The sequence below is a fragment of the Rhizobium sp. AC27/96 genome (genome assembly GCF_001692325.1).
Taxonomy (GTDB): domain Bacteria; phylum Pseudomonadota; class Alphaproteobacteria; order Rhizobiales; family Rhizobiaceae; genus Rhizobium.
Genome location: NZ_LXKN01000018.1, coordinates 107,433 through 133,505, shown reverse-complemented (window position 1 = coordinate 133,505; position 26,073 = coordinate 107,433). Strand labels below are relative to the sequence as shown.

Annotated in this window: 21 protein-coding genes; 10 read left to right on the top strand and 11 right to left on the bottom strand. The window is 59.8% G+C overall.

Going from position 1 to position 26,073, the window contains the following annotated elements; translation table 11 throughout:
• Positions 1 to 59 precede the first annotated feature (59 nt).
• Both A6U86_RS14315 and A6U86_RS14310 read left to right on the top strand, forming a co-directional pair.
• Positions 60 to 1,196, top strand: a complete 1,137-nt coding sequence (locus tag A6U86_RS14315; protein WP_068393926.1) for a D-mannonate oxidoreductase — start codon at positions 60 to 62, stop codon at positions 1,194 to 1,196.
• A 148-nt stretch (positions 1,197 to 1,344) separates the two neighbouring features.
• Entirely contained in the window at positions 1,345 to 2,364 is a 1,020-nt protein-coding gene (locus tag A6U86_RS14310) for a zinc-binding alcohol dehydrogenase family protein (protein WP_068392185.1), read from the top strand.
• A 72-nt stretch (positions 2,365 to 2,436) separates the two neighbouring features.
• Here A6U86_RS14310 and rfbC read toward each other — a convergent pair whose 3' ends face one another.
• The 10 genes from rfbC to A6U86_RS14260 form a co-directional block, all read right to left on the bottom strand.
• Positions 2,437 to 2,985, bottom strand: coding sequence for a dTDP-4-dehydrorhamnose 3,5-epimerase (gene rfbC, locus A6U86_RS14305; RefSeq protein ID WP_068392182.1), 549 nt, complete (start codon positions 2,983 to 2,985; stop codon positions 2,437 to 2,439).
• A gap of 57 nt (positions 2,986 to 3,042) precedes the next feature.
• Positions 3,043 to 3,930 (bottom strand): glucose-1-phosphate thymidylyltransferase RfbA, encoded by an 888-nt coding sequence (gene rfbA / locus A6U86_RS14300; RefSeq protein WP_068392180.1) that lies wholly within the window; start codon positions 3,928 to 3,930, stop codon positions 3,043 to 3,045.
• A gap of 88 nt (positions 3,931 to 4,018) precedes the next feature.
• Positions 4,019 to 4,921, bottom strand: coding sequence for a dTDP-4-dehydrorhamnose reductase (rfbD, locus tag A6U86_RS14295; protein ID WP_068392178.1), 903 nt, complete (start codon positions 4,919 to 4,921; stop codon positions 4,019 to 4,021).
• Positions 4,918 to 5,985: a dTDP-glucose 4,6-dehydratase gene (gene rfbB, locus A6U86_RS14290; RefSeq protein WP_068392175.1), complete on the bottom strand. Its 1,068-nt coding sequence runs from the start codon at positions 5,983 to 5,985 to the stop codon at positions 4,918 to 4,920. Before rfbB ends, rfbD begins: the two co-directional genes overlap by 4 nt.
• 227 nt (positions 5,986 to 6,212) lie before the next feature.
• A complete protein-coding gene (locus A6U86_RS14285; RefSeq protein WP_068392172.1) occupies positions 6,213 to 7,211 on the bottom strand; it encodes a lysophospholipid acyltransferase family protein in 999 nt (332 codons plus the stop codon).
• A gap of 4 nt (positions 7,212 to 7,215) precedes the next feature.
• Positions 7,216 to 8,691, bottom strand: coding sequence for a cytochrome P450 (locus A6U86_RS14280; RefSeq protein ID WP_244509936.1), 1,476 nt, complete (start codon positions 8,689 to 8,691; stop codon positions 7,216 to 7,218).
• A gap of 136 nt (positions 8,692 to 8,827) precedes the next feature.
• Entirely contained in the window at positions 8,828 to 10,075 is a 1,248-nt protein-coding gene (lysA, locus tag A6U86_RS14275) for a diaminopimelate decarboxylase (protein ID WP_068392169.1), read from the bottom strand.
• Between the two features lie 107 nt (positions 10,076 to 10,182).
• Positions 10,183 to 11,364, bottom strand: a complete 1,182-nt coding sequence (locus tag A6U86_RS14270; protein WP_068392166.1) for a PLP-dependent transferase — start codon at positions 11,362 to 11,364, stop codon at positions 10,183 to 10,185.
• 13 nt (positions 11,365 to 11,377) lie between these two features.
• Positions 11,378 to 12,748, bottom strand: coding sequence for an MATE family efflux transporter (locus A6U86_RS14265; protein ID WP_068392163.1), 1,371 nt, complete (start codon positions 12,746 to 12,748; stop codon positions 11,378 to 11,380).
• Positions 12,748 to 13,902 (bottom strand): GNAT family N-acetyltransferase, encoded by a 1,155-nt coding sequence (locus A6U86_RS14260; protein WP_068392160.1) that lies wholly within the window; start codon positions 13,900 to 13,902, stop codon positions 12,748 to 12,750. The genes A6U86_RS14265 and A6U86_RS14260 overlap by 1 nt, the downstream gene beginning before the upstream one ends.
• Before the next feature lie 324 nt (positions 13,903 to 14,226).
• Here A6U86_RS14260 and A6U86_RS14255 point away from each other — a divergent pair, with 324 nt between their 5' ends.
• The 8 genes from A6U86_RS14255 to fhuB all read left to right on the top strand — a co-directional run bounded on the left by A6U86_RS14255 (position 14,227) and on the right by fhuB (position 25,319).
• Positions 14,227 to 18,219, top strand: a complete 3,993-nt coding sequence (locus A6U86_RS14255; protein ID WP_068392157.1) for a non-ribosomal peptide synthetase — start codon at positions 14,227 to 14,229, stop codon at positions 18,217 to 18,219.
• Between the two features lie 24 nt (positions 18,220 to 18,243).
• Positions 18,244 to 19,563 carry a lysine N(6)-hydroxylase/L-ornithine N(5)-oxygenase family protein gene (locus tag A6U86_RS14250; RefSeq protein WP_068392154.1) on the top strand — a complete coding sequence of 440 codons (1,320 nt, stop codon included), beginning with the start codon at positions 18,244 to 18,246 and terminating at the stop codon, positions 19,561 to 19,563.
• A gap of 1 nt (position 19,564) precedes the next feature.
• Entirely contained in the window at positions 19,565 to 20,296 is a 732-nt protein-coding gene (locus A6U86_RS14245; protein ID WP_068392151.1) for a 4'-phosphopantetheinyl transferase superfamily protein, read from the top strand.
• Positions 20,297 to 20,447: 151 nt separating this feature from the next.
• Entirely contained in the window at positions 20,448 to 21,038 is a 591-nt protein-coding gene (locus A6U86_RS14240) for a sigma-70 family RNA polymerase sigma factor (protein WP_068392149.1), read from the top strand.
• A gap of 51 nt (positions 21,039 to 21,089) precedes the next feature.
• Complete coding sequence (locus tag A6U86_RS14235; RefSeq protein ID WP_068392146.1) at positions 21,090 to 21,563, top strand: GNAT family N-acetyltransferase; 474 nt, start codon at positions 21,090 to 21,092, stop codon at positions 21,561 to 21,563.
• Positions 21,564 to 21,623: 60 nt separating this feature from the next.
• Positions 21,624 to 22,436, top strand: coding sequence for an ATP-binding cassette domain-containing protein (locus A6U86_RS14230; RefSeq protein WP_068392143.1), 813 nt, complete (start codon positions 21,624 to 21,626; stop codon positions 22,434 to 22,436).
• A 73-nt stretch (positions 22,437 to 22,509) separates the two neighbouring features.
• Positions 22,510 to 23,331 (top strand): iron-siderophore ABC transporter substrate-binding protein, encoded by an 822-nt coding sequence (locus tag A6U86_RS14225; RefSeq protein WP_244509971.1) that lies wholly within the window; start codon positions 22,510 to 22,512, stop codon positions 23,329 to 23,331.
• Positions 23,328 to 25,319 (top strand): Fe(3+)-hydroxamate ABC transporter permease FhuB, encoded by a 1,992-nt coding sequence (gene fhuB / locus A6U86_RS14220; RefSeq protein ID WP_068392141.1) that lies wholly within the window; start codon positions 23,328 to 23,330, stop codon positions 25,317 to 25,319. The genes A6U86_RS14225 and fhuB overlap by 4 nt, the downstream gene beginning before the upstream one ends.
• A gap of 68 nt (positions 25,320 to 25,387) precedes the next feature.
• On the opposite strand, the gene A6U86_RS14215 is transcribed toward fhuB, so the two are convergent.
• The gene (locus A6U86_RS14215) at positions 25,388 to 25,969 is read right to left on the bottom strand and encodes a dienelactone hydrolase family protein (RefSeq protein WP_068392138.1); all 582 of its coding nucleotides are present in this window, start codon (positions 25,967 to 25,969) and stop codon (positions 25,388 to 25,390) included.
• Positions 25,970 to 26,073 lie beyond the last annotated feature (104 nt).

Genomic DNA, 26,073 nt, shown 5'->3' with positions numbered 1-26,073 from the left:
GCGTCTCAGGCTAGTGGCCGAAGCTCCACCCTATACCTTGTATGCACAAGGAGCTTGGCGTGACCTCCCGCATCATCCAGTTCGGCACGAGCAGGTTCCTGCAGGCGCATGCAGCCCTATTTGTTCACGAGGCGAGGCAATCGAGTCAGAATGCCGGTCCGATCGCAGTCGTGCAGATTTCCGGAGAGAGCAGCAGAAGCGGACGCGTCAGCGCTTTCGGCAGTCAGCATGGCTATCCAGTCATCATCCGTGGCATATCGGGCGGACAACCAGTCGATCGCACTGTGCAAGTCACCAGCGTCGATCGCGGCCTTTCCGCCGTCGCCCATTGGGAAGAGCTTTCGCAGCTTTTCGCGCAAGAGGCCGAATTCGTCATCTCCAATACCGGCGATACTGGCTATAAAACATGGCCGGACGAGGATCGGTTTGGCGCAGACGGCCAAATTCCGCGTTCGTTTCCGGCCAAACTGGCAGCCCTTCTCGTCAAGCGCTGGCAAGCAACCGGCCGGCCGTTGGTGATCCTTCCGTGCGAGCTGATAACCGGCAACGGGCGGCTCCTGAAACAGGTCGTTGTCGACTGCATCAGGCGAAATGGCGTGCCTCCTGATTTTCTTGCCTGGCTGGACAAGCATGTCGCCTTCGCCGAGACGCTGGTCGACCGGATCGTCTCGGAACCCATAGAGCCTATCGGCGCGGTCGCCGAACCCTATGCGCTCTGGGCAATCAAGCGCGCACCGGGCGTCCGGCCTCCATGCACGCATGAGAGCATCGTACTCACCGACGACCTCGAACCCTACGAGCGCCTGAAGCTGCACATCCTCAATCTCGGCCATACTTTCCTTGCCGAGATTTGGCAGCAAGAAGGTCGACCGTCCGATGAAACCGTTCGCGCCATCCTTGCCGACGCTGATATTCGCGCCAGACTGGATGAACTCTATCGCAGTGAGGTCTTGCCCGGCTTTGCCGCCAACGGCATGGACGGCGAGGCGGAGACCTACGTCGCGACGACGCTCGACCGCTTCCTCAATCCGTTCCTCGACCATCGCCTTGCCGACATCGCCCAGCATCATCGCGAAAAGGTTGCGCGGCGTATCGGCGCGTTCCTGCATTGGGCCGAACAGGCGGGCAGCGTCTCGAAAGCGCCTATCCTACGGCAAATTGTAGAGCGATATCCCTTGAACGAGGTGGTGTCATGAAGCTGCCGGAGGCTCAGATACCGAAATCCCGGCATGCTTCGACGGGACGTCTGATCAGCAAGTCCGGATGCCGTCAGACGTCCGCACGCTGCACCGCCAATTTCCAATAGTTACCTCAGCCGTTTTAGTCCCTTCGAAAGCCATCACGATGAAAACATTGATCTGCAACGAACCCGGCAAGCTCTCCCTGATCGAGCGCGACGTCCCTACTCCTGCCAAAGGCGAGGTGCTTGTGCGCATCAAGCGTGTCGGCATTTGCGGCACGGATTTTCACATCTATCAGGGCAAGCACCCCTTTCTCGAATATCCGCGTGTCATGGGCCATGAGCTCTCCGGCACGGTCGAGGATGCCAATGGTTCGAGCCGCCTGAAAAACGCGGAGAATGTCTATATCGTCCCCTATCTCTCCTGCGGCAAATGCATTGCCTGTCGCCGTGGCGTAACCAATGCCTGCCAGAACATTGCCGTCCTCGGCGTGCATCGCGATGGTGGCATGACCGAATTTCTCTGCGTACCCGAGCAGAATGTCATCTCCGCCGGCAAAGCCTCGCTCGACGAAGCTGCCATGATCGAGTTCCTGGCCATCGGCGCCCATGGCGTCAAGCGCGGCGGCATTACCGCCGCCGACCGCGTCCTCGTCGTCGGCGCCGGCCCGATCGGCATGTCAGCCATCATCTTCGCCAAGGCGCGCGGCGCCGACGTTACCGTCATGGACATGCGAGAGGACCGTCTCGATTTCACGGTAACCTCCCTCAGTGCCGACCGAACCCTGCTTGCCAACGCTGAGGCAGAAGCCAATGCCAAGCGGCTTACCGACGGCGATTTCTTCGATGTTGTCATCGATGCAACGGGCAACGCCAAGGCCATGCAACGTGGCTTCGGCTTCGTCGCCCATGGCGGCCGCTACGTCCTCGTCAGCGTCGTGCGCGACGACATTACCTTTTCAGACCCGGAGTTTCACAAACGCGAAACCACCCTCTTCGCCAGCCGCAACGCACAGCCGGATGATTTTGCCGAGGTCGTGACGCAGATGGAGAACGGCCGGGTTCCGACCGCAGCGCTGAATACGCATCGGGGTTCATTGGACGACGCCCCCGCGCTGTTCGGAAAGTGGTTGAGGCCCGAGGCAGGGGTTATCAAGGCTATTCTGGAGGTCGGTCCGTCATAAGGGCCGCCTTCAATCCTTGAACAGCTTATTGAAGGCGAGCTTGCTCGTATCAAAAGCTCGCAGCGGAATATCTCACTCGAACATGTCAGCCTGTGCCAACAATGGCTGCAGCTGGTCCTTTTGGGAAAGCGTCAGGACATCGCCGACGCTCCAGTCGATGGCAATTTGCGGGTCGTCCCAGCGAATGCCGCGATCGCTTTGCGGTGCATAATATTCAGTGGTCTTGTACAGAAACTCGACATGGTCGCTCAGCGTCAGGAAGCCGTGGGCAAACCCTTCCGGAATCCAGAGCTGTCGCTTGTTGTCCGCCGACAGGAGTACACCGACCCATTGTCCGAATGTCGGCGACGACTTCCTGATGTCGACTGCGACGTCGTAGACTTCGCCAACCACGACGCGCACCAGCTTGGCCTGGGCATGCGGCGGCAACTGATAGTGCAGGCCACGCAGGACGCCCCTACCCGACCGGCTGTGATTGTCCTGCACGAAATCGGCGCTTCGCCCGATCGCCGCCTCGAACTTCACCTTGCTGAAGCTTTCGAAGAAGAAGCCGCGGTCGTCGGCAAACACCGTCGGCTCGATGATCTTGACGTCGGCTATGGCCGTATCGATGGCTTTCATTCGTCTTCCTGTTCAATTTTCTCATAGGCCAGCAGCAGCGTGGGTGCGCCGCACGGCTCAGAATATCTGTTCGCTCAGCATTCGCAGAAGATATTGCCCATAGCCGTTCTTCCTGAGCGGACGCGCCAGCGCCTCGACATCGGATGCATTGATCCAGCCGCTGCGATAAGCCACTTCCTCGGGGCAGGCAACCTTTAGTCCCTGCCGGTTCTCGATGGTGGCGATGTAGTGGCTCGCTTCCAGCATCGATTCATGCGTGCCGGTATCGAGCCAAGCATAGCCGCGGCCCATGGTTTGCACATCGAGCTGCCCGGCATTGAGGTAATGCACGTTGACGTCGGTTATTTCCAGCTCGCCGCGCGGCGACGGCTGGATGGATTTTGCCACATCGACGACGCTCTCATCGTAGAAGTAGAGTCCGGTGACGGCGTAATTGCTCTTCGGCTGTTTCGGCTTTTCCTCCAGGCTGATTGCCCGGCCCGCACCGTCGAATTCGACGACGCCATAGCGATGCGGATCCTGCACGTGATAGGCAAAGATGGTGGCGCCGTTCGCCTTGCCGCTAGCCTCGTGGAGCAGTCGGGTAAAGTCATGTCCGTAAAAGACATTATCTCCCAGCACGAGCGCGGATGGCGCGCCATCCAGGAACTCTTCGCCAATGAGAAACGCCTGAGCAAGTCCGTCCGGCTTCTGCTGGACCGCATAGTCGAGCTTGATGCCCCACTGGCTGCCATCACCGAGCAATTGCTCGAAGCGCGGCGTGTCCTGTGGTGTCGAGATGACGAGGATTTCGCGGATGCCGGCAAGCATCAGCGTCGTCAGCGGGTAGTAGATCATCGGTTTGTCGTAGATCGGCAGAAGTTGCTTGCTGACGGCGAGCGTCACCGGATAAAGGCGCGTTCCCGATCCGCCAGCAAGTATGATGCCTTTGCGTGCTTTCGTCATGGTCCACCGTCTCTTGTTGCATTCCGGCTGCGGCGGTCATCCCACCACCCGTAGATGGCGTTGCGAGCCATCACAGGATCTTGCCGCTTCAATTCGTTGCAGGTTTTAGCCTCGCCACCACATCGTCCACGCCCGCCTGCCAGGCGGGAAGAGCGATATCGAAACGTTCCGCAAGCTTTGTGCAGTCCAACCTTGAATTGGCCGGCCGCTTCGCTGGCGTCGGATATTCAGCTGTCGAAATCGGCTTCAGCGCATCAGATGCGAGCGCAAGCTTGAAGTTTGCCTCTGATGCCCTGCGAACGATATGCGTCGCATAGCCGTGCCATGAGGTGCTGCCTTGTGCCGCAAGATGATACGTCCCCGACACGGTGCCGGATGCTTGCGAACCGGCGACATGCTCGACGATGGTGCGGGTGACATCGGCAATCAAGGCGGCCGATGTCGGCGCCCCGATCTGGTCGGCGACGATATTGAGGGTCTCGCGTTCCTGTGCCAGCCGAAGAATGGTCTTCAGGAAATTGCTGCCGTGATGGCCGTAGACCCAGCTCGTCCGCAGGATGACATGGGGAGAACCGGATGCGCGGATCGCTTCCTCGCCCAGCCACTTGCTTTCGCCGTAGGTAGATTGAGGGTTGACCGCATCAGTCTCGACATAGGGTTCCGCCTTCGTGCCGTCGAAGACATAATCGGTGGAATAATGCACCAGCAGAGCGCCGTTATCGGCTGCCCAGCGCGCGATGATACCGGGTGCTGCGGCATTGACCGCCATTGCCTGCTCCGCATCGCCCTCCGCACGATCAACCGCGGTATAGGCCGCGGGATTGACGATGATCTTGGGCTTGTGCTCGTTGAGAACGCTCAGAATATTTGCCTCGCGCGCCAGATCCATCTCTGCGCGGGTCACGGCCGCTACGCTTCCCAGTGAGGCGAGCGAGCGTTGCAATTCGAAACCGACCTGCCCGTTAGCGCCGGTAATCAGGATGCTACTCAAGACTGCCCCTCATATTGCTTGCCGAGCCACTCGCGATAGGCGCCGCTGGTCACGTTTTGCACCCAATCCTGATTGGCCAGATACCATGCGATCGTTTTGCGGATGCCCGTCTCGAAAGTCTCCTCAGGCTTCCAGCCCAGTTCGCGTTCGAGCTTGCGTGCATCGATGGCATAGCGACGATCGTGGCCGGGGCGGTCCTTCACGAAGGCGATCTGGTCGCTGTAATGGCCGCCATCTGCCTTCGGCTTCAGCTCATCGAGGATCGAGCAGATCGTCTGCACGACCTCCAGATTGGCCTTCTCGTTCCAGCCGCCGACATTATAGGTCTCGCCGACCTTGCCCGCTTCCAGCACGCGGCGAATGGCCCCGCAGTGATCCCGGACATAGAGCCAATCGCGAATCTGCTGGCCGTCGCCATAGATCGGCAGGCTTTTGCCCGACAGCGCATTTAGGATCACCAGCGGGATCAGCTTTTCCGGAAAGTGATAAGGGCCGTAATTGTTGCTGCAATTCGTCGTCAGCACCGGCAGGCCATAGGTGTGATGCCAGGCGCGAACCAGATGATCCGACGCCGCCTTGCTTGCCGAATAGGGACTGTTCGGCTCGTAGCGATTGAGCTCGTTAAATGGCGCGTCATCGGCCGAAAGCGTGCCATAGACCTCGTCGGTCGAGACGTGCAGGAACCGGAAGGCCTGCTTTTCCGCATCAGGCAAGCCGTTCCAATAGTCGCGAACCGCCTCCAGCAGATTGAAGGTACCGACGATGTTCGTCTGGATAAAATCACCGGGACCATGGATCGACCGATCGACATGGCTTTCGGCTGCAAAATTGAGGATAGCCCGTGGCCGATGCAGCGACAGCAGATCCGCGACCAGGCCACGATCACCAATATCGCCATGCACGAACACATGACGATTGTTTCCCTTCAATCCTCGCAGCGTATCCAGATTGCCGGCATAGGTCAGCTTGTCGAGATTGATAACCGTTTCATCGCATCGCTCAAGCCACTCAAGAACGAAATTCCCGCCGATAAATCCTGCTCCGCCCGAAACCAATATCGTCATCGAAATTCCATTCACGCCCTAGGTCGTACAACCAAGCAGAAGCCGTAGGAGCTATATCTCAAAAAAGCACGATCGTGGAGAAACTTTCTCGTTCACAAAGGTACAACAAAGTCCGAAAGCAGAAGGTAATTTTACTTGGCGGAGTGTTAACCTAAACGCTAACGCCCTTCAATCCGTTGCAACCCCAAATTCACTTGCCTCGGTGGAAAATTCTATCTGCACATTCATCACAGCAATCGATTGTCCACAAAATACCATTGCTCCAGGCGTTCGCGAACAATGGGTTCGATCACCGCATTCAAGGTGCGAACATCCTCTGCAATTGGATCTTCCGACCCCATGGGAGCTGTAAGCTTGAAAGGCTCAAGCGCCCGTAAGGTAAAATTCGCTGCGTTGTCGCGGGTTATGAACAGCGGATAGATCAGCGCATCGGTCTTGCGCGCCATACGCGCAACGACCGCATAATTCCCCTCCAGATGAACCGGCCTGCCGAAAAATGGCGCCCGAATGCGGCCATTGAAGCCTTCATCGCAGAACATCAGCAGATTGCCGCCGCTTTCCAGAATGCGGAGCGCCGGGCGTACGAAGCTGCGGCCCGGCTTGAGGATGCCGAGGCCGGCACCCTTGCGCAGGCGATTGACGATATAGTGACGGGATCGCCGCTTCGGAGGATCGTAGTTCATGGTCACGGCCAGCCCCATGTCGAGCAGACAATGCCAAAGCACCTCCCAGTTGCTGACATGCGGCGCGATGAAGATCACGGGGCCTTTAGCGCAACGCTCGACCAGGCTTGCGGTGCCGATCATCCGGACGTGATGCCGCGCAAGCCGGGGCACCACGGAATATTCGGCCATCTGACGGCCCTGTGAATCGGCGTAGCGCTCCAAGCGTATCTCAAGCTCGGCATCGCTGAGATCCGGTCTTATCGCCTTCAGGTTTGCAGCGGCGCGGGCATAGGCGCCTTTGTGGAAACGCGGCGCGAGGAACCGTCCGAGCCAACCGCCAATTGCGGAACATGCCCGCGCCGGCAAAAGCATGAAGACGAAGTAGAAAACGAGATCTATCGCGTTGTCGATATTCTCGTAGAGCCAATAGCGCAGGAACACCTTGCGCCGTTCGCCACCAGCCACGAGATCAGCGATGGGCGGCGTTTTTGGCGGCTCATAGATCCATGCCTTACGTTTTCCGCTGGCGGTTTGCTTGCCCTCTTCATTGTCAGCGGACATCGGATCAGCGCCTATGCAGGGTGACCGGCATGCCGCCGCGAGGACGCAGGGTCAGGCGGCATTGCGGCTGGACATTATGGCCGTCCTTAACTCGTACGCGAAAGCGTTGAGCGAGGATCGCCAGACAAAGGATCGCCTCGGTGAGACCGAACTGCAGGCCGGGGCACACGCGGGGGCCGGCGGCAAAGGGGATGTAGCTATAGGGGGTCGGGCGTGTCTCACCCAAGAAGCGCTCCGGATGGAACCGATGCGGCTCGGGGAAAAGCGAGTCCGTGCGGTGCAGAATCCACGGGACGATCAGGACGAGCGCGGCCTTGCGCACTTGTACAGGACCGATCTGGTCCGCCTCGGCTGCCTGTCGGGCCAAAATCGGCACGGGTGGGTAAAGCCTCAGCGTCTCCTCGATGACGGCTCGACACCAGTCAAGCTTGGCAACGTCATCGATCGACGGCACACGATCGCCGCAGACGGCATCGATTTCCGCGTGAATAGCCTCTTCCACCCAGGGCGCACCGGCTAGCAGATACCATGCCCAGGTCAAAGTCGCGGCCGTCGTCTCATGTCCGGCCATGAAAATGGTCGCCGCTTCATTCCTGAGCGCCACGACATCGAGCTTCAGCTCGGGATTTCGCTTCTGGCGCCGGATCAGCAGCTCGACCATCGAACTGTTATCGCCCTTGCCGGCCAGATGATCTTCGATCACCTGATCGATGATCCGATGGATGCGCTTGACCGACCGGCGCAGGCTCGGTGTCTTGACGATTGGCAGCCCTTCGTCGAAGCCGAGGAAGTAGCCGAGATTGATGGAGTCCACCAAGGCCTGGTAACTGGCAAATCCCTCGGTGACGGCATTGGCGCTTTCCTCGCCGAGATCATTGCCGAAGACGCTGCGTGAGATGATCTCCGCCGTCAGACCCGCCATCTCGAACAGGGCGTTAACCTCCGCCCCCTCGCCGAGGCTCTGCCAACGGTCGGCAAGCTCGCTTGCCGTGGTCTGCATGATCGCCCCGAAGGCTGGGACGCGGTTCTTGTGCACGATATCGGCAACCAGCGGCCGCCGTTGCTTCCAGGTCTCCTTGTCCGAAATGAACAGGCCGTCACCTAGCAGATGTTCCAACGCGCGGCGCATCTGCGGCGTCTTGCGCTCGAAATTCTCATGGCGCTTGGCGACCACGTAACGGATCGCTTCAGGCGAATTGACGATTACGAGCTGACGGCCGAATAGCTTGAATTCGGCGACATGTTCCCGATAATCCGCTTGCCGCCAGATGGAGAGAAAATCACTGCGCGCCTGCAGCAGCAGTTTCAGCGGCTGGCCAGGCTTGCCGCTGTAATAAGCGGAATGCGCCGGCTCGAAAAATTGCGCCGCCTGATCCGCGTGCTCGACGATTTCGGTTCTCTGATCAAGCCAGGCCAGCATATCGGTGCAGAACTTTCGCGCCTTGCGGCTGGTGACAAAGGAACAAGAACCGAGCCTCACGACGCCCGGTGGTGCCCACTATATTCATTTCGCAACCGCGGAAAAGCCCCCGCGCCAACACGCGTCAACGGCGGGATGGTTGCCGAACCTTGCCAGCACCATTCGATTCGCCGCGCCCGAAAGCCGAAGCACCTGTTTAGAGATCTTCCAGGGCCAACAGCTCGTCAAAAGTCTGGCGTCGGCGGATCAATCGATGCGTTGCGCCATCGATGAGCACCTCCGGGGCATAGAGCCGGCTGTTGTAGTTCGACGACATCGTTGCGCCATAGGCTCCGGCACCGTGGAAAACGAGATAGTCGCCGACATGAGCCTCAGGAAGATCGCGTTGCTGAACTACGCCTGATTCCGTCTGGGTGAAGACATCGCCCGATTCGCAAAGAGGACCCGCAACCACCGTCGGGAAGATAGCTGCTCCCGCGCTTCGAGGCGTCTTTCCCGGAATGACCGAGATGTGGTGATAGCTGCCATACATGGCCGGCCGGGCAAGATCGCTGAAGCCGGCATCGACGAGCACGAAGCGGTTGCGACCCATGTTTTTGACGGCTCGCACCTCAGCGAGCAGTACGCCGGAATCCGCGGTCAGAAAGCGCCCGGGTTCTATCTCCAGCCGGATCGGATGACCAAAATGCGCCTCAACCTCACGCCGCGCCGCGTCCCAGAGTGAAAAATAATGCGACGGGTCAATCTCTTCCTCGCCTTCCCTATAAGGGACGGAAAGGCCGCCGCCGGCTGAAATCGCCTCGATATCGACGGAAAGCTCGCGGCAGAAGCCAACCATTGCGCCGCAGACACGCTGCAGGTGGCTGTAATCGACGCCAGAGCCGATATGCATGTGCAGGCCGACCAGCGTCAGCGAATATTTTTGTGTCAGCGCCACGGCTTCCTGCAACTGCTCGAACCAGATGCCGTGCTTGCTGTTCTCGCCGCCGGTATTGGTCTTGTTGCTGTGGCCGTGGCCGAAACCCGGATTGATCCGCAACCATACCCTGTGGCCCGGCGAACGCTCACCGAGTTGATGCAGCATATCGATCGAACCGATATTGACTTCGATCCTCCTGTCGGCAATGACCCGCTCCAGCGTCTGCCGGTCGAAGACATCGGCGGTGAAGACGATTTCCGCAAGTTCGGACGTGCTGCCCGCTGCAAAGCCCGCGCGCATCGCCCGTTCGATCTCGCCAAGCGATACGGCATCAATCTGGACGCCGGCGTTGCGCATTTCCCGCAGGATGTGGATGTTCGAACAAGCCTTCTGTGCGAAGCGCACGACGTCGAAGGCGGACAATTGCTCGATGCGACGGCGCATCGCGGCAACGTCGTAGATCCAGAGCGGCGTCCCATATTCGCTTGCAAGCGAGCTCAGCATTTCGTTGGAAGGAATGGTCATTTTTTCTCGGTCAGCACGGGGCGGGAATGAAATCAACAACGGATAATAGTATGGGCGGGGTGGTAGTGCCACTCCGCCCATATGGCAATATGAAACGTTGACGCGACCTACCGTTTTGACGCCAGCAGTGCCTGTTGCAGATCCGCAATGATGGCAGCTGCCGTGTGCAGCCCGACATTCAGGCGAATGGTGCGGTCGCTGACGCCAAATCGTGCGAAGACATTGGTTTCGGGCGAGATGCTGAGCGCCGCCTTTGCCGGAACAACCAGGCTCTCCGGGCCGCCCCAGCTGACGCCGATGCGGATGAGACCCAGCGCATCGACGAAGCCTGCAACGTCGATGCGATCGGAAACCTCGAAGGAGAAAAGGCCGCCGAAACCGCTGAAGGTCCGCTTGCCGGGATGTTCGCAGAAGGCCGGATGCATGACGTTGGTCACCTCCTCATGTGCCTTCAGCCAGGATGCGACCTCCAGGCCGGCTTCGTGGTGATGACGCAGCCTGAACGGCAGGGTCTCCAGGTTGCGAAGCACCAGCCACGCCTCGAACGGCGCCAGCTTCGCACCCGTGTAGGGATAGATTTCGCTGTTGATCCGATCGATATGCGCCTTGGAGCCGGCGACAAGGCCCGCCACCGTATCGCTCTGACCACCAAGATATTTCGAGGCGGCATGGATGACGATATCGATGCCGAGAGCAAGCGGGTTCTGATAGAGCGGTGTTGCCCAGGAGTTGTCGACGATCGTCACGACGCCATGGCGACGCGCGGCTTCGGCAATGGCAGGCAGATCCTGCAACTCGAACACCATGGAGGTGGGGTTTTCGAGATAGGCCAGCTTGGCGCCGGGAAGGGCCGCAATCATGGCCTCGGTATCGGTGCCGTCGATATAGTCGACAATGACGCCGAAACGCTTCAGGACTTTTTCGAAGAAACGGAAGGCATCGCTATAGACGTGCCGCACGGTAACGATGCGATCTCCTGGGCCGACGAAGGCAAGGACTGCGGCAGCAATGGCGCCCATGCCGCTTGCAAAGGCGCGCGCCGCCTCGGCTCCTTCCATCTCGACGATCCTGCTCTCCAGCAGCTGCACCGTCGGGTTGTCGCCACGCGAATAGATCGGCTTCTTCGAGCGGCCGGCGAAGACATCTTCCAGCTCCTTGTAGCTATCGAACAGGAACAGCGAAGTCTGATAGATCGGCGGTACGGCCGCATCGAAGGGGTCGTTGCGTTGGGGCAGCAGCGGGTCGGGAATGGCGTGCCGATAGGCATCGAATCTCGGTGTCTCGTTCATGACGTTCCTCTGGTCAGGTGTGAAGTGTCGATTGGTCGGCCAATTGGGGCGGCTGTTGCGTAGGCAGAATCGTGAGCCATTCGCGTCGCGCGACGAAAAGGCCGAGCACGGCGGCAAGAATTGCCGCGACTGCCGGTGCGGCGGAGAGACCCGCAAAGCCCGTCCATAGCGGCAGCAGGAGGAGAAGCGGGATCAGCAGATAGCCTTGTGGCGCCAGCCCGACGACGGCGGACATGCCCGCCCGGCCTCGAGACTGCAGCATCACCAGCAGTACCGATTGGAAAGCTGCCAGCGGGAAGACCGGAAACAGCGCGCGCAACCACACCACGGCCTCGTCAACCACCTGCGGGCTATCGGTGAACAGGCGCACTATCGGTTCTGCCGCAACGAACAGCAGCATGGAATAGAGCGAAGCGACGGGTATGGTTATCGCCAGCATGAAGCGGATCACGGCCTTCAGCCGCTGTGAATCGCCGGCACCGAAGGCGTGGCTCACGACGCTCTGCGCACCTAGGCAAAAACCGAAGATCGGAAGCTGGCCCAACGTCATCAGCCGCACTGCAATGGCAGTGGCCGCTACCCCGGTATCGCCGCCATAAACAGCAGCTTCGCGCATCAAAATTAAAAGGCCAAGACCGGTCATGATGCTGGTGGCCGCAGCAGGAACGCCGATCCTCGCCATCGGTCGCAGCAGGTGCCATCGCACCAAACCGGCTGTCAGGCTGACCGTGCCCCATTTACGGGCGAAATAGACGACATAGCAGCCAAGCGCCGCCACCGAGGAAAGAATGGTGGCCGCTGCCGCACCGGATGCGCCAAGCTTGAAGAAAAAGATGAAGATGGGATCAAGTACGGCGTTCAGCGCAAAGCTTGCGATCAGTACGATCATCGAAAAGCGCGAATTGCCCTCGGCAATCGCAATGAAATCGCAGACCGCCTGCAGCAGACCAAGCGTCACGCCGAAGGCAAGCAACCGTCCATAATCGAGGCCGGGCACTAGCAGACTGTCACTTGCACCCAGCACACCGACAAAGTCGGGCAGCCCGAGATAGATGAACACGGACAGCGCAATACCGAGAGGAACTATGGCCACGAGCGCCGTGGTGGCAACGGATGAGGCGGCCATAGGGTTACCCTCGCCGAGATGGCGCGCCAAAAGCGTGGCAAGCCCGATACCAAGCCCCTGCCCGGCTGCCGCGACCAGCAGGAACAGTGGCATGACGAGACTGATGCCGGCCAATACATCGGAGCCGAGAGCACCGAGAAAGATCGCGTTGATCGCATGGTGCCCGGCGCTGGCAGCCAGGCCGGCCACCGCCGGGAGTGCGACCGTCAGAACGAGCCGCATGATGCGCGGGTCGTTCATGTCGACGGCTGTTTTCATCACGCGGCGCCCCGTGGCAGCGAACCAAGCGCAGGCAGGCCATCTTCCCCCAGCAGACCGGAAAGGTCGGGCGACAGGAGCCGATCCATGAAGAAGCGCTCACGCAGCAGCATGACCAGGAGCGCCTTTTTGTGCGGGAACTGAATATGCTTGACCTTGGCGAAGCCTGAGCGATCGAGGTTGCGGATCTGCTGGGCGTGGTGATGGATCGGTTCGCCGACGATACGCCGGGTGCGGGGATCTGCGAGGAACATGTAGTGCATCAATGACGGCAGCCACGCACTGACAAAGGCCTTGCCACGGAAGTCATCCTCGCCGATCGCAACATGCCAACCGCGATCGAAGCCATCGGCGTCGTAATGCGGTCCGATCCGGTCTTCCTTGGCCCAATAGAGTTCGAAATAGCCGAACGGAACGCCGCCGAAGGTTCCGATCAGCGGCAGAGTCCGAGGATCTGCAAGACGACTGGCAATAAAATCGCGGTGATAGGAGAGATCGCCGCTGTCTTCCCATATGGCCGACACCCGTGGATCGTTCATCCAGCGATGGAAATGCGGAAGATCGGCTTCGACATCGGCGACGTGGAATCCAAGCTGCGTATTCAGCCAGGGAATGAAACGATTATAGACCCGACCTGTCGGCTTCGGCGATCTTTGCGGATGAAGCGCGCCGTTCGTCATGACGGGTATTTCCGGATAGTTGCTCGGAATACCGCCGAGCCAGAGCTTCGCTTGCTGAAACAAGGATTCGGGGCGAGCGATGAGGCGATCTCCGCGCTGCTCGATCGCGCCGGCGCTCAGCAAACGCCTCACAAGGGCTTCATCGGCGAGTTCGATCTCGAAGCAATTCAGTGCCGGATTGCACGCCAGAACGGCCTCAGACACGGCATTGACGATATCTTCAGCGGCAACGGCGGAGGTGGCTGCTGATAGGGTATCGAAGACCAACAGATTGACGGCCGGACCCGACAGATAACCGGAGCCGACTTCCACTCCGTGATACCCGACATGAAAGCTGCCCGGTTCTCGCCCCGAAGACACCACGAGCGGCTCGCCGCAAGCAAGCGAATGGCTGGCAAACCCTGCCGATGGCAGGCGCAGATCCAATGGCTGCACCGCCGCCTTTTCGCTCCTGATCGCTACGGAGGCATCCATAATTCTTCTCCATTTTTGAAACCGGGCGCCATCGGGATCGCTAGATGATGCGCAGCGCTAGTTCCGCTGTGACGAATGATGCCCACCCAAATTCAAAATATTTTTCAAAAATAAATTTTACGATTTTCCTGAATTTTCATCATCGCCGTTCGTTATGCAAATGCTTCGACGTAATTACAGGATTATCTGAATTATACGGCGCTAGAAATGCAACATCGTCGAAATTATAAAACCAATATCTATTATAGATACTGGTTTTAGTACGCTATTCCATTTCGGCAATGCGAATTAATATTACTATATCTTCGAGGAGATCTGTGGGGAATGACGATTCATGACCGGAACGCCACAGCAGCAAATGACTCCGATCTTGTCGCGAAATGCTCGTTATCACCTGCGCAATCGCGAATCTGGCTGTTGTCGGAGACCGGCAATGAGGTCATCTACGGGCGCCAAATCCTTGGCTTCGTCTTCCCTTCAGTTTCACTAGCCACAGCGCATCAAAGCCTGTCGTCGCTTTCGCGGCTACATCCGCTCGTCACCTCGGAATTTGAGGCACGCGCCGGTGGAGCCGTGCAGCAGATCCTGAGACATGGCCGCCAAGTCGAAATTGTAGAGGCAGATTTGCCGACCGGGGATGATCTCGACGAGGCGCTGGCAGCAGCAGCCTCTGCGGAACGACAACACCCGATGGATCTTAGTGGAGGTAATCCGGCCCGTTTCACTCTCCTGTCGAGAAACGGACAAGCGATGGGCCTGCTATTGTCTCTCCACGCCGTCCTTGCGGATGCCGTGACACTCGATCTTCTCGCGACGGATTTCCTTCGCGGCCTCCACAACGAGGCCAACGCCACGCTCGATATTGCCGAAACAGCACTGCCTGACGCTCTCGCCTGGATGGCCAGCAACGGTGCGTCCCGCAATCCGGCACCGGAACTGGTCGACTTCTGGTTCCAGCGGCTGACGGCACAGGAAAACATCGCTTCGCTCATCCCGCAGATTTCGACCGGAAAAGAGCTCGTCGATGAAGCCTGGTTCGAGCATACGCTTGAGATACCGATGCCTCGGGGCCAGGCACAGCGTACCGCCGACGTATCCAGGGATATTCTCGCCGCATTGGGCGTGACTTTGCGCCGACATTCCGGCCATGGCACCCAGAGGATCGGCCTTGTCACCCGACCGGAGACGCAACTAATTGCTGCCCGCAGCGAAGATGTGCTGATCCTGACACCGGAATTGAACGGCGCCATGTCGCTCGGGGATGTCCGCAATACATTCGTTGAAGACATCGAAGCCGCTTCGCGTCGATCCTGGCCGTTTGAAGCTCTCACAGATGCCTTAATACGGCGGGACGAACTCTTCGACACGACCGGACTGGTGAAGACGCTTCTCGATGTGAGGCCAATTCAGCGGTTCAAGGACGCGGCCGAACACATAAGCAGCCTCTCCCAACCCCCGTCACGCCGCGACGCCGAGCTCGTTATCACCGTTTCCCAAACATCCGGGGGCGAGTTTCATATCGGCTTCGGCTTTGATCCTCAAAAGCACGACAGAAAGCAGATCGCCCGCTTTGCTGACGACCTTGCCATCGCACTTGCCCGCCTGGGCAGCCATCCCGGCGAACAGATCAAGCATATTCCCTTCGTATCGCCGGCAGAACTGGACAGGCTGTCGGCGCCCTACCCCGACGCGCCCCAGCCGGACGATGGCACGCCGATCCATGAGGTTATCGCTGCGCAGGCCAGACGGCGCCCGAACGCGTTCGCCGTGGCGCAGGGCGAAAAATCTGTGACGCATGGCGAACTGGAGGCAGCGGCCAATCGGCTGGCGCATCGGCTGATTGCCATGGGTGTCGGACCGGAAAAGCGCGTCGCCATCGCGCTCGAAAAATCGATCGACGCCATCGTTGCCATTCTCGCCGTACTGAAATCGGGCGGCGCGTTTACACCGGTCGAGCCGGATCATCCCGAAGCCCGCAATCGCCATATCCTGACGGCACCCGGCCTCTCGCTCGTCATCTCCCGCGCGAAGCATATCGCAAACCTGCCGAGCGATATTGCGACGCCCTTCCTTAATCTCGACGCGACGGACATTTCTTCCGAGAGCAGCGAAGCGCCAGCCACGGCGATCGCTCCACGGCAGCTCGCCTATGTGATCTACACTTCCGGCTCGACCGGCGTGCCCAAGGGCGTCGCCGTCGAGCACGGTCCATTGGCGCATCATTGCAAGGCGACCCTGCGCATTTACGAGATGAGCGAGGACTCCTGCGAATACCCGGTCCTCCCCTTCACCTCCGATGGCGGACATGAGCGCTGGATGGTGCCGCTGATGGCGGGCGGCGGCGTGGTGCTGACGCAGGACAAGCTCGCGACACCCGAAGACGCCTTCGCCCAGATGAAGCGGCATGGCGTCAACAATGCCAGCCTGCCGACAAGCTATGTGCGCGGACTTGCCGAATATGCCGGCGAGAACAGCGCGGTACCGCGCCTGCGGCTCTACTCCTTCGGCGGCGAGGCGCTGTCTCAGGCGGTGTTCGACATGATCACCGAAAACCTCAAGGCACAGCTGCTGATCAACGGCTACGGGCCGACCGAAACGATCATGACACCGATGATCTGGAAGATCCCGGCGGGAACCCGCTTCGAGGGGACGGTCGCGCCGATCGGCCGCGGTGTGGGCGATCGACGCATCTATGTGCTCGATGCCGACCTTGCACCGGTTCCGGTCGGCGTGATCGGCGAGATCTATATTGGCGGCAGCGGCCTGGCGCGCGGCTATCTTGGCCAGCCGGAACTGACGGCGGACCGCTTCATTCCCGACCCGTTCTCGCAGGGCGGGCGGCTCTATAAATCAGGCGATCTCGGCCGATGGCGGGAAGATGGCATCGTCGAATTCGCCGGCCGCGTCGATCATCAGATCAAACTGCGCGGCTTCCGCATCGAGCCCGGCGAGATCGAAGCCGTGCTGCGGTCGGACCAGCGCGTCGCCGAGGCGGTCGTGCTGCTGCACAATGAGGGCGGTCGTAGTTCGCTCGTCGCCTATGTAGTTCCGCGTGAAGGAGAAGCCTTAAGTGTTACCGAGCTGCGCCGCGCGGCCATGACCGCCCTTCCGGATTATATGGTCCCGCAGACGATCATGATTATCGACAGGCTGCCGATGGGGCCGAACAGCAAGCTCGACCGCGCCGCCTTGCCGGCACCTCGCATCGAGCGCGAAATGGTCGCGCCGGCCAATGACAAGGAAAAGGCGATCCTGGACACCTGGAGAGACATTCTCGACATCGGCGATATCGGTGTCACCGAGAATTTCTTCGATATCGGCGGACAATCGCTGGCTGCCGTGCGCATCGTCTCGCGTCTGAAGATGCGTCATCCCGAATGGCCGCTTTCGATTGCCGACATGTTCAATCACCCGACCATCCGCGACCTGGCACTCGCCATCGAGGGCAGCCGCGACGAAGCCGGCGTCGATGTCGTCTATCTCCGCCGCAATGGCGACCGGCCGGTTCTCTATTGCTTCCCCGGCCTCCTTGTCAGTACGCGCGAATACATGCGCTTGGTCGACTACCTCGGCCCGGACCAGCCGGCGACCGGCTTCATCTGCTATTCGCTCACCGAAACGAAGACACTCAGCACCCGTGTCGAAGATATCACCGCACGCTATGCGGAAGCTGTACGCAAAAAGGCCAAGGGTCGCCCCTGCGCCTTCCTTGGCTGGTCATGGGGTGGACTTCTTGCCTACGAAGCAGCCAGACAGCTGGGCAACGACATCGACCTGCGCATGATCGGCATGGTCGACGTCTGCGACATGGACGAGGAATTCACCGTCGGCATCATGCCGCGCTTCGAGGATGGCGTCCGGGACCGAACCCACGCAGCCGTACAAAACTGGCTTGTGACGACGCCGATGCGTGAGGATTGGGAGAGGCTGTTTGCGGCGATGAACGCGGAGGTCTACGAACAGTTCCTCCATCATATCGTCAAGCATAACGTCAAGCTGCCGACTGATGGTCCGGATATCGGTTCGGAAGAACATACATTCTGGATCCTGATCGACAACGGAATGATCTTCCGAAACTACCGCCTCGAGCCTTCGGATTTCCGCATCCACGCCTTTGCGGCCGAAGATTCCCTTACGCGTGCGCTTAATGTCATCGACTGGCGCCGCTACTCGCCGAATGCCACGGCCTCGGAGATCGTCACCGGCACCAACCATCTGACGATCATCGGCAAAACGCCGTTCCATCAGCGTTTCGCCCGACGGCTGGACCATGCCTTCGCGCCGACGACCATCCTGCCCACGGGCAAGAACAACTAACCTGCATCATCCTGGAGCTGCATCATGACATCGCACGTGCTCGACCTCGCCGGGGCCGGAATTGGTCCGTTCAACCTCAGCCTTGCCGCCCAGCTCGATTCCGTACCGCAACTGTCGGTCCGCTTCTTCGAACGGCGGTCTGCCTTCGCGTGGCATCCCGGAATGATGCTGCCGGGCGCAGAGATGCAAACCTCCATCCTCAAGGACCTGGTGACCGCGACCAACCCGACCAGCCCCTGGAGCTTTCTCTCCTATCTTGTTGAACATAAACGCTTCTATCAGTTCCTTAACGCAGAATATGAAGCGGTTCCCCGCAAGGAATTCGCCGATTACCTCGGATGGGTCGCACGCGGCCTGACATCGCTTCGCTTCGGCACGAGCATGCGCGAAGTCCATGCGAATGATGGTCTTTTCTCCATTGCCACGGATGATGGTCCGACCAGTGCCCGCAATCTTTCCGTCGGCGTTGGCAAGCTGCCGGCTCGCCCGGCCTGGGCCGAGCAACTGCCGAAATCAATGACATTTCATAGCAGCGAGGCAGCCCATCGTATCGGTGATGTCAAGGCACCCCGCGTCGCTGTCATCGGTGGCGGACAGAGCGGGGCGGAGATCGTCGACGCTCTGCTTGATCTGAATGCCGTCTCTTCTGTCCATTGGATCAGCCGCCGGCCGAATTTTGAGCCGCTGGACGCGACGCCCTTCACCAATGAGCTGTTCACGCCAAGCTACATGGAGCGCTTCCATGGACTTCCCGAGGAACTGCGCCTCATCCATACGCGCCGGCAGGTATTGGCAAGCGATGGCGTTTCCGCCTCGACCTTGAAGAAACTCTACCGCCGTCTCTATGAAAGAAAGCTGGAGGCCGGCGGCAGCGCCGACCACGGAATATCGCTGCGCCCCTTCCGCGATGTCATCTCAGCCGAACAGGACGGTCCGGAAATCGCGCTGACCATGCGCAACGGTTTCGACAACAGCATCGAGACGCTGGCCGTCGACATGGTCGTGCTTGCCACAGGCTATCGCTTCGTCCTTCCTGAATTCCTGCATTCCCTGGAAAATCGGATCGAGCTGAACTCCATCGGCGAGCCGGTTCTCGAAAGTGACTTCTCGCTTGCCTGGGATGGCCCGCGCGAGAACCGCATCTTCGTGCTCAATGCCGGGAGACACAGCCACGGTATCGCTGAACCGCAACTCAGCCTCGCCGCATGGCGCAGCGCCGTGATCGCCAACTCCCTGCTCGGGCGCGAACATTTCAAACTCGGTCAGCTCGATCCCATCGTTCAATGGGAAACCCAGGAACACTCATCGACGCTTTCTTCACATCTGGGGCAGGCTGCTGAATAAGGTGGATGCTTTTGAGACGAGCGACGAGATCGCGCAGATCGAGCTTCACAGCCTGCATCTGCGCGACGGCCTTCACATCCCGGAGCAATTGTTAAGTGAAGCGGAAAGGCAACGCGCGGCCGGGTTTCGCTCAATGGAGGCGCGACGCCTGTTCGTCGCCGGGCGAGCTCTTTGCCGCGGCATTGTCGGGGCCATTGCTGGCTGCGCGCCGCAGGCACTCTCTATTACGATTACGCCGGCCGGCCGGCCCTTTCTTCCCGACTATCCGGAGATCGACTTCAATCTCTCCCATACGAGAAACACGGTGGCGCTCGCAATCTGTCGCGGCGGCCATGTCGGAATAGATATCGAACGGCTCGATGCATTTTCCGAAGCCCAAGCCCGCGAGATCATGCCGCTGATTCTTTCCGGGCGCGAGCTTGACGATATTCACCGACTGGCCTTCGAGCAGCGCCACAAGACATTTCTGTCCTATTGGGTTCGCAAGGAAGCGGCTCTCAAGTGTCTTGGCGACGGTTTTCTCACTGACCCGCAGCACGTGATACTCGGCGCCGATGATACAATCATAGATATCAAGAGCCAGTCACAGGCGAAGCCAACCTCCATACGGTCCGGTCAATTTCACGGCGAAGAAACCAACAGTTTTCAATGGGCTACAGCCGTTTCGAAGACCACGGTGGAACCGATCTGGCAACACCATGCCAACCTCGCTTCCTTCATGAGGTTCATTTAAAATTAAAATAAAATCATGGAGATAAATAGTGGAAGTGAAGAAGATCCGCTTTCCTTCGATTCTATCTTGACTATGATTATCATGTTTTATAGGGTCCCCCAAAAAAGAGGGGCACACGAAATGCAACTTTGGATTTCAGCGAGAGCCCGACATGATTGCCAACCATTCGCAGTCGACTTCCAATGAACAACTCCAAACCGCACTTCACGCCTACCCGAAGCTCCTCTCCGTCGCGCGCAGGATCACAGGTTGCATGAGCTTGGCCGAAGATGTCGTGCAAGAGGTCCTGCTGCAACTGGTCTCGAAGCCGCTCAGGCAGGATATAGCGGCGCCGACGCCCTATCTTATGCGCATGGTACGCAATCTGGCGACCGATCATATGCGACGCCTGCGATATGAAAGAGGCCTCTTCGTCGAAGAGGAAGTCGGCGACAACACCTCCGCCTATGGAAGTCCCGAGGAACACCTGCACGAGGCCGAAGCCTATAAGGCTTTCCGTTGCACGGTCGAGGCGATGCCGGCCAGGACCCGCAAGTTTTACGAGGAACATTACTTCGATGATGTTCCCCAAAATATCATTGCCAAGGAGGCGGGCGTATCCTGCGCCCTTGTTTGCGGCCTTTTGCGAGAGGCGCATTCACGCTGCCTGGCGGCGATTGCGCTCGAGGCCGATCAGACCATGGCTTCCGGTCGCGGTCACAAGCGAGACCGATCTTCGCGCCCGGGGGAGTTGCGTGTCTGATGGCGGTACTTCGCCATTTCGGCAAGTCGTTGCCAGCAAGAGAAAGAATAGATGCAGGAAGCAGTTGAGATAACCGAACGCAAAGGCCAAATCTGTCGTGACATCATGTCGGAATTGACGGATTGGTTCACGGAGCCGGCCGTCATCGACGCCTGCGCCAAAGCGGTGGAAACCCTCCCGATGTTCGGCTGTATCGAAGAGGATAAAATCGCCGGTTTCGTTGCCGTAAGACCGCATCCCCCATCTGCCATGGAAATCCTGGTGATCGCCACGCGGCGCCGATATCACGGCGGCGGCATCGGCAAGCGCTTGCTGACTGCCGCCGAACGATTTGCCCGCTCCGCCGATTGCAAGCTTCTGACGGTGAAGACGTTGGCCCCCCGAGGCAGGAACGAGCCGCAATATGATGCGACGCGCACCTTCTACGACAGAAACGGTTTCATCCGCGCGGAGATCTTCCCCACCCTTTGGCAGGAAGACAATCCGTGCCTGTTCTTCGTCAAACCATTGATGGCCATGCACTGATCCCGCCCATTTGCAGATACGCGATACATGACCGAACCATTTGCTTCCCGAGAGACAGCCATGAAAGCCCAACCCATTGCCCAAGTCGACACTGAGCCGCACCCTGTCTTCACGACAGAAAGCCTGCGCTTCGATGTCGATGGCAAGATCATTCTTCATCCGCTCGATCTGACCTTCAATGCTGGCGAGATCTCCGGCCTGATCGGGCACAACGGCTCCGGCAAGTCCACCCTGATCAAATTGCTCGCGCGGCAGATCCAGCCGACGGGCGGACGGATCGTCTTTGATGGCGTCTCGGTGAATTCCTATGACATGCGTGCCTTTGCCCGCGCCGTCGCCTATCTGCCGCAGGATACAACATCCGCGGCCGGAATGACCGTCGAGGAACTTGTCGCCTGCGGCCGCTACCCCTGGCATGGAGCTCTCGGCCGTTTTACCGATGCCGATCGCGAGAAGGTCGAGACGGCGATGCGGCTCACTCATGTGGATACGCTGAAAGGCCGGATGGTGGACACGCTTTCGGGCGGCGAGCGCCAGCGAGTGTGGATAGCCATGCTGGTCGCACAGGACAGCCGCTGCCTGCTTCTGGACGAGCCGACCTCGGCGCTCGACATCGCTCACCAGATGGAAATTCTCGGCCTTGTGCGCGAGCTTTGCCAGACAAAGGGTTTGAGCGTCATCCTCGTGCTGCATGACATCAACGTCGCCGCGCATTTCTGCGATCATCTGCATGCGTTGAAGCACGGCCATCTGATCGCCGCCGGCCCCTCGTCCAGCCTGATGACGGCGGAAACGCTGCATACGATCTACGGCACGAATATGGGTGTGACGGCCCACCCGGTGCATGGAACGCCGCTCGCCTATGTCATTTGAACCACGATTTGAAAGCCTGAAACTTTCACGCCGCCAGATGCTTCTTGCCGCGGCGCTGTTTGCCGCTCCCGGAATGGCCCAAGCGACCGAAACAATATCCGGCCCGATCGTTTCGCTCGACTATGGGCTGGCATCGACCCTCCTGGCCCTCGGAGTCACACCTGCGGCGATCGCGTCGCTTGCCGATTGGGACATATGGGTCGTCGAGCCGAAAATGCCGGCCGGCGTTGTCGATCTCGGCACCACCAGCGAGATCAATCTCGAGGTTCTCGCAAGCCTGAAGCCGGCATTGATCCTGACCACGCCCTATCTCGCCCCCCTGAAGCCTCGCCTGGAAGCAATCTCGCCGGTGCTTGAGCTGACGATCTATGCCGAAGGCGGCGAAGCTCTGCAGCGCTCCATCGAAGCCACGCGGCTCCTCGGCGCGGCCATCGGCCGGCAACGGCAGGCGGACGACTTTCTGGCTCGATCCGAGCAATTTTTCGACGATTGTGCCCGCCGCGTGAGCAAGCTTCAGCCGCCGCCGCTGGCACTGATCAATTTTGTCGACGACCGTCACGCCCGTATCTATTGCGGCGCCGGCCTCTATCAGAATGTCATGAGCAGGATCGGCCTCAAGAATGCCTGGACAGGTTCGGGTGATTATTGGGGCTTCGAAACGATCGGGCTGGAGCAACTGGCGACGCTCGACCCAAGCCTGCGCCTGATCGCCTTCGAACCCCTTCTTCCGCCCAACATACTCGACAAGCTGCAAGACAGCCCGCTCTGGACCAGCCTGCCCTTCGTACAGGCCGGACGCGTCTCGGTGCTTCCGGGGACGCTGATGTTCGGCATGGTACAGGAAGCGGAGCGCTTCGCGCGCATCCTGCTCGATCATCTGGAAAAAATCGCATGAACCGCACCGAGGCAAACACAATTCTCGGCGCACCCGCCGTCGCGTTGACGCTGTTGGTGCTGGCTGGGTTGCTCGCCTGGCATCAGGTGGCCCCCGACTTTTCGCGACTGCTGGTGCAGGAGACCGCCTACGATCCTCAGCGTCTTCTCCTGCTGTATTCGACGCTGCCACGCATCGTCACCGCGCTTCTTGCCGGCGCTGCCCTTGCCCTTTCGGGAAGCCTTTTGCAGCAGGTGCTGCGCAATCCGCTGGCCTCGCCCGAGACCCTCGGCATTTCCGCCGGTGCGAACCTCGCGCTCGTCGCCGTCATACTCGCCTTTCCGGCATTACAGGGCCTTGGCCGCGATGTCGTTGCGCTGTTTGGAAGTGCTGCCGCCGCTGGAGTCGTTTTTCTGATCGGCGCGAGACGGGGTTTCTCTCCGTTTGCCCTGATACTATCCGGCTTGATCGTCAGTGTCTGGAGCGGAGCGCTTGCCGCCATTCTCGTCCTGATGAACGATCGCTATCTCTCCGGTCTTTTCATCTGGGGAGCGGGATCACTGGCACAGCAAAGCTGGAGCATTCCGCTTTCCCTCCTGCCGAAGATCGCCATTCTCGCGGCTGCCGCCTTTCTGATGGCACGGCCGCTATCGCTTATGGAACTCGGCGACGGCGGTGCCAGTGGGCTCGGCCTCTCGGTCAAGCGGATACGCATTGCCGCTGTCTGCCTTGCCATCGTACTCGCCGCGATCGTCACCAGTGCCGTCGGCGTCATCGGCTTCATCGGCCTGATCGCTCCGCGTGTCGCCCATCTCGCCGGTGCGCGGCATATGAAGAGCCAACTCATCTGGTCGCCGCTCATCGGCGCCGGCTTGCTGCTTTTGACCGATCAAGCGCTGATGCTGCTTTCCGGCGCGTCATCGACATTCCTGCCCACAGGCGCCATCACCGCTTTACTCGGGGCGCCGCTCCTGCTCTTGATGTTGCCGCGCTTCAAGGCAATGCAGCGTAACGTGCCCGCGCCGTCGCAAGGCTCCAACCGGGCAGCAAATGCCTCGCGAACGCTTCTGCTTGCGACGGTCGTCGGGCTTGCTATCCTTCTTCTGGGCGCAATCTTCTTCGGGCGTGCCCCAGATGGCGCCTGGACAATTCTCGCCTATCTGCAATGGCCTGATGTGCTGCCCTATCGGTTGCCGCGCGTTGTCGCCGCCTTCGCTGCCGGCACGATGCTTGGCGTTGTCGGTGCGATCCTGCAGCGGCTCAGCGGCAATGAAATGGCGAGCCCGGAAGTGCTGGGGATCTCCGCCGGCGCAACAATCGGTGTTACTGCCGCCCTCTTTATCCTGCCCGCTCCCGGCATGGCAGCCCAACTCGGCTTCGGTGGCCTCGGCGCGTTCGCCGTTCTAGTTGCCATTTTCATTTTCGGCATCCGTTCAGGCTTTGCGCCCGAGCGGGTCCTGCTGACGGGCATTGCCCTTGGCGCCATGCTTGATGCCTTCATCAGCGTGCTCGCCGCCAGTGGTGATCCACGCGCCATGATCGTCATGCAGTGGATGAGCGGGTCTACCTATCTTGTTGATATACCAAAAGCGACTGCCGCAACCGCCGCGGCCTTCGCGGGCGTGGCGCTCGCCTTCCTCGCGCATCGCTGGCTCGATCTCCTGCCACTCGGCCCGCAGGCGGCGCAAGCAATCGGAATCCGCGTCAATCTCGCTCGCGGCTGCCTGTTTGCTCTGGCTGCCGCCATGACCGCAGCCGCCACTCTTGTCGTCGGCCCCTTGAGCTTCATCGGCCTCATGGGTCCACATCTGGCGAGAGAGTTGGGATTACGGCGGGCGACACCTCAGCTTGCCGGCGCAGCCCTTGCCGGTGGCGGTTTGATGGTGCTTGCGGACTGGTTCGGCAGAATGATCGCCTTCCCCTATCAGATCCCCGCAGGACTGGTTTCCGCCCTCGTCGGCGCCCCGTTGCTGCTGATCCTGCTGATGAAGCGGCGCAGGACGGCATAATCTTAAGAATAAAGCGTTGTTGCGGAACCACGTCTGCAGCCCAAGTTGGGTCAAGACGCCGGCGTGGATCAGACGCGATCCAGGAACTCAAGTACTCGCCTCGTCAGCAATGCGGTTGCGCCCGCATCATACGACGGGAGCGAGCTGTCAGCGAAATAGTGCTGATCACCGGGATAAAGGAAAAGCTCCGCATCCTCGACCTTCGCCACGATCTCGCGGGCGGCATCGATGTCGGCTTCGCCAGCGAAGATCGGGTCGTTTTCCATGCCGTGAATCTGAACCGCAACACCGTCCGGCCAAGGGCCGAAGGCCCATTCGCCGCTGATCGGCAGGCAGGAATGGAAGAAGAGAGCGCCTCGGGCTCCGGGCCGTGTCTGCGCCAGTTTTTGCGCCGGCAACACACCGAACGAGAACCCGGCATAGACGAGCGCGGAAGGCAGTTCATCTGCGATGCGAGCTCCGCGCTCCCGCATGTCGTCGAATCCGACCTCGCCTATATGGGCGAGCCCCTCCTCGATGCTCTGGAACGTGCGCCCGCCGAATAGATCCGGCGTATGCACAATGTGACCGGCGGCCCGCAACTCGTCAGCAAAGCCGCGCACACCCGGGGTCAATCCTTGTGCATGGTGGAACAACAAGACCTCGGCCACACGAAGCCTCCGGATGGGATGGTCGGGATATTTTCAGCAGGCTACAGCCTCATCGCCGCAGCAGCAAGGCTGAGGACACCCTATGAAATAGGCTTAGGCTGTAA

Coding starts and splice junctions, on each gene's coding strand:
- A6U86_RS14230 (WP_068392143.1), top strand. CDS start 21,624: ATGAAAGCCCAACCCATTGCCCAAGTCGACACTGAGCCGCACCCTGTC.
- rfbA (WP_068392180.1), bottom strand. CDS start 3,930: ATGACGAAAGCACGCAAAGGCATCATACTTGCTGGCGGATCGGGAACG.
- A6U86_RS14310 (WP_068392185.1), top strand. CDS start 1,345: ATGAAAACATTGATCTGCAACGAACCCGGCAAGCTCTCCCTGATCGAG.
- A6U86_RS14265 (WP_068392163.1), bottom strand. CDS start 12,748: ATGAAAACAGCCGTCGACATGAACGACCCGCGCATCATGCGGCTCGTT.
- fhuB (WP_068392141.1), top strand. CDS start 23,328: ATGAACCGCACCGAGGCAAACACAATTCTCGGCGCACCCGCCGTCGCG.
- rfbB (WP_068392175.1), bottom strand. CDS start 5,985: ATGACGATATTGGTTTCGGGCGGAGCAGGATTTATCGGCGGGAATTTC.
- A6U86_RS14225 (WP_244509971.1), top strand. CDS start 22,510: ATGGCCCAAGCGACCGAAACAATATCCGGCCCGATCGTTTCGCTCGAC.
- A6U86_RS14285 (WP_068392172.1), bottom strand. CDS start 7,211: ATGTCCGCTGACAATGAAGAGGGCAAGCAAACCGCCAGCGGAAAACGT.
- rfbC (WP_068392182.1), bottom strand. CDS start 2,985: ATGAAAGCCATCGATACGGCCATAGCCGACGTCAAGATCATCGAGCCG.
- A6U86_RS14235 (WP_068392146.1), top strand. CDS start 21,090: ATGCAGGAAGCAGTTGAGATAACCGAACGCAAAGGCCAAATCTGTCGT.
- A6U86_RS14250 (WP_068392154.1), top strand. CDS start 18,244: ATGACATCGCACGTGCTCGACCTCGCCGGGGCCGGAATTGGTCCGTTC.
- A6U86_RS14270 (WP_068392166.1), bottom strand. CDS start 11,364: ATGAACGAGACACCGAGATTCGATGCCTATCGGCACGCCATTCCCGAC.
- A6U86_RS14255 (WP_068392157.1), top strand. CDS start 14,227: ATGACGATTCATGACCGGAACGCCACAGCAGCAAATGACTCCGATCTT.
- A6U86_RS14240 (WP_068392149.1), top strand. CDS start 20,448: ATGATTGCCAACCATTCGCAGTCGACTTCCAATGAACAACTCCAAACC.
- A6U86_RS14260 (WP_068392160.1), bottom strand. CDS start 13,902: ATGGATGCCTCCGTAGCGATCAGGAGCGAAAAGGCGGCGGTGCAGCCA.
- lysA (WP_068392169.1), bottom strand. CDS start 10,075: ATGACCATTCCTTCCAACGAAATGCTGAGCTCGCTTGCAAGCGAATAT.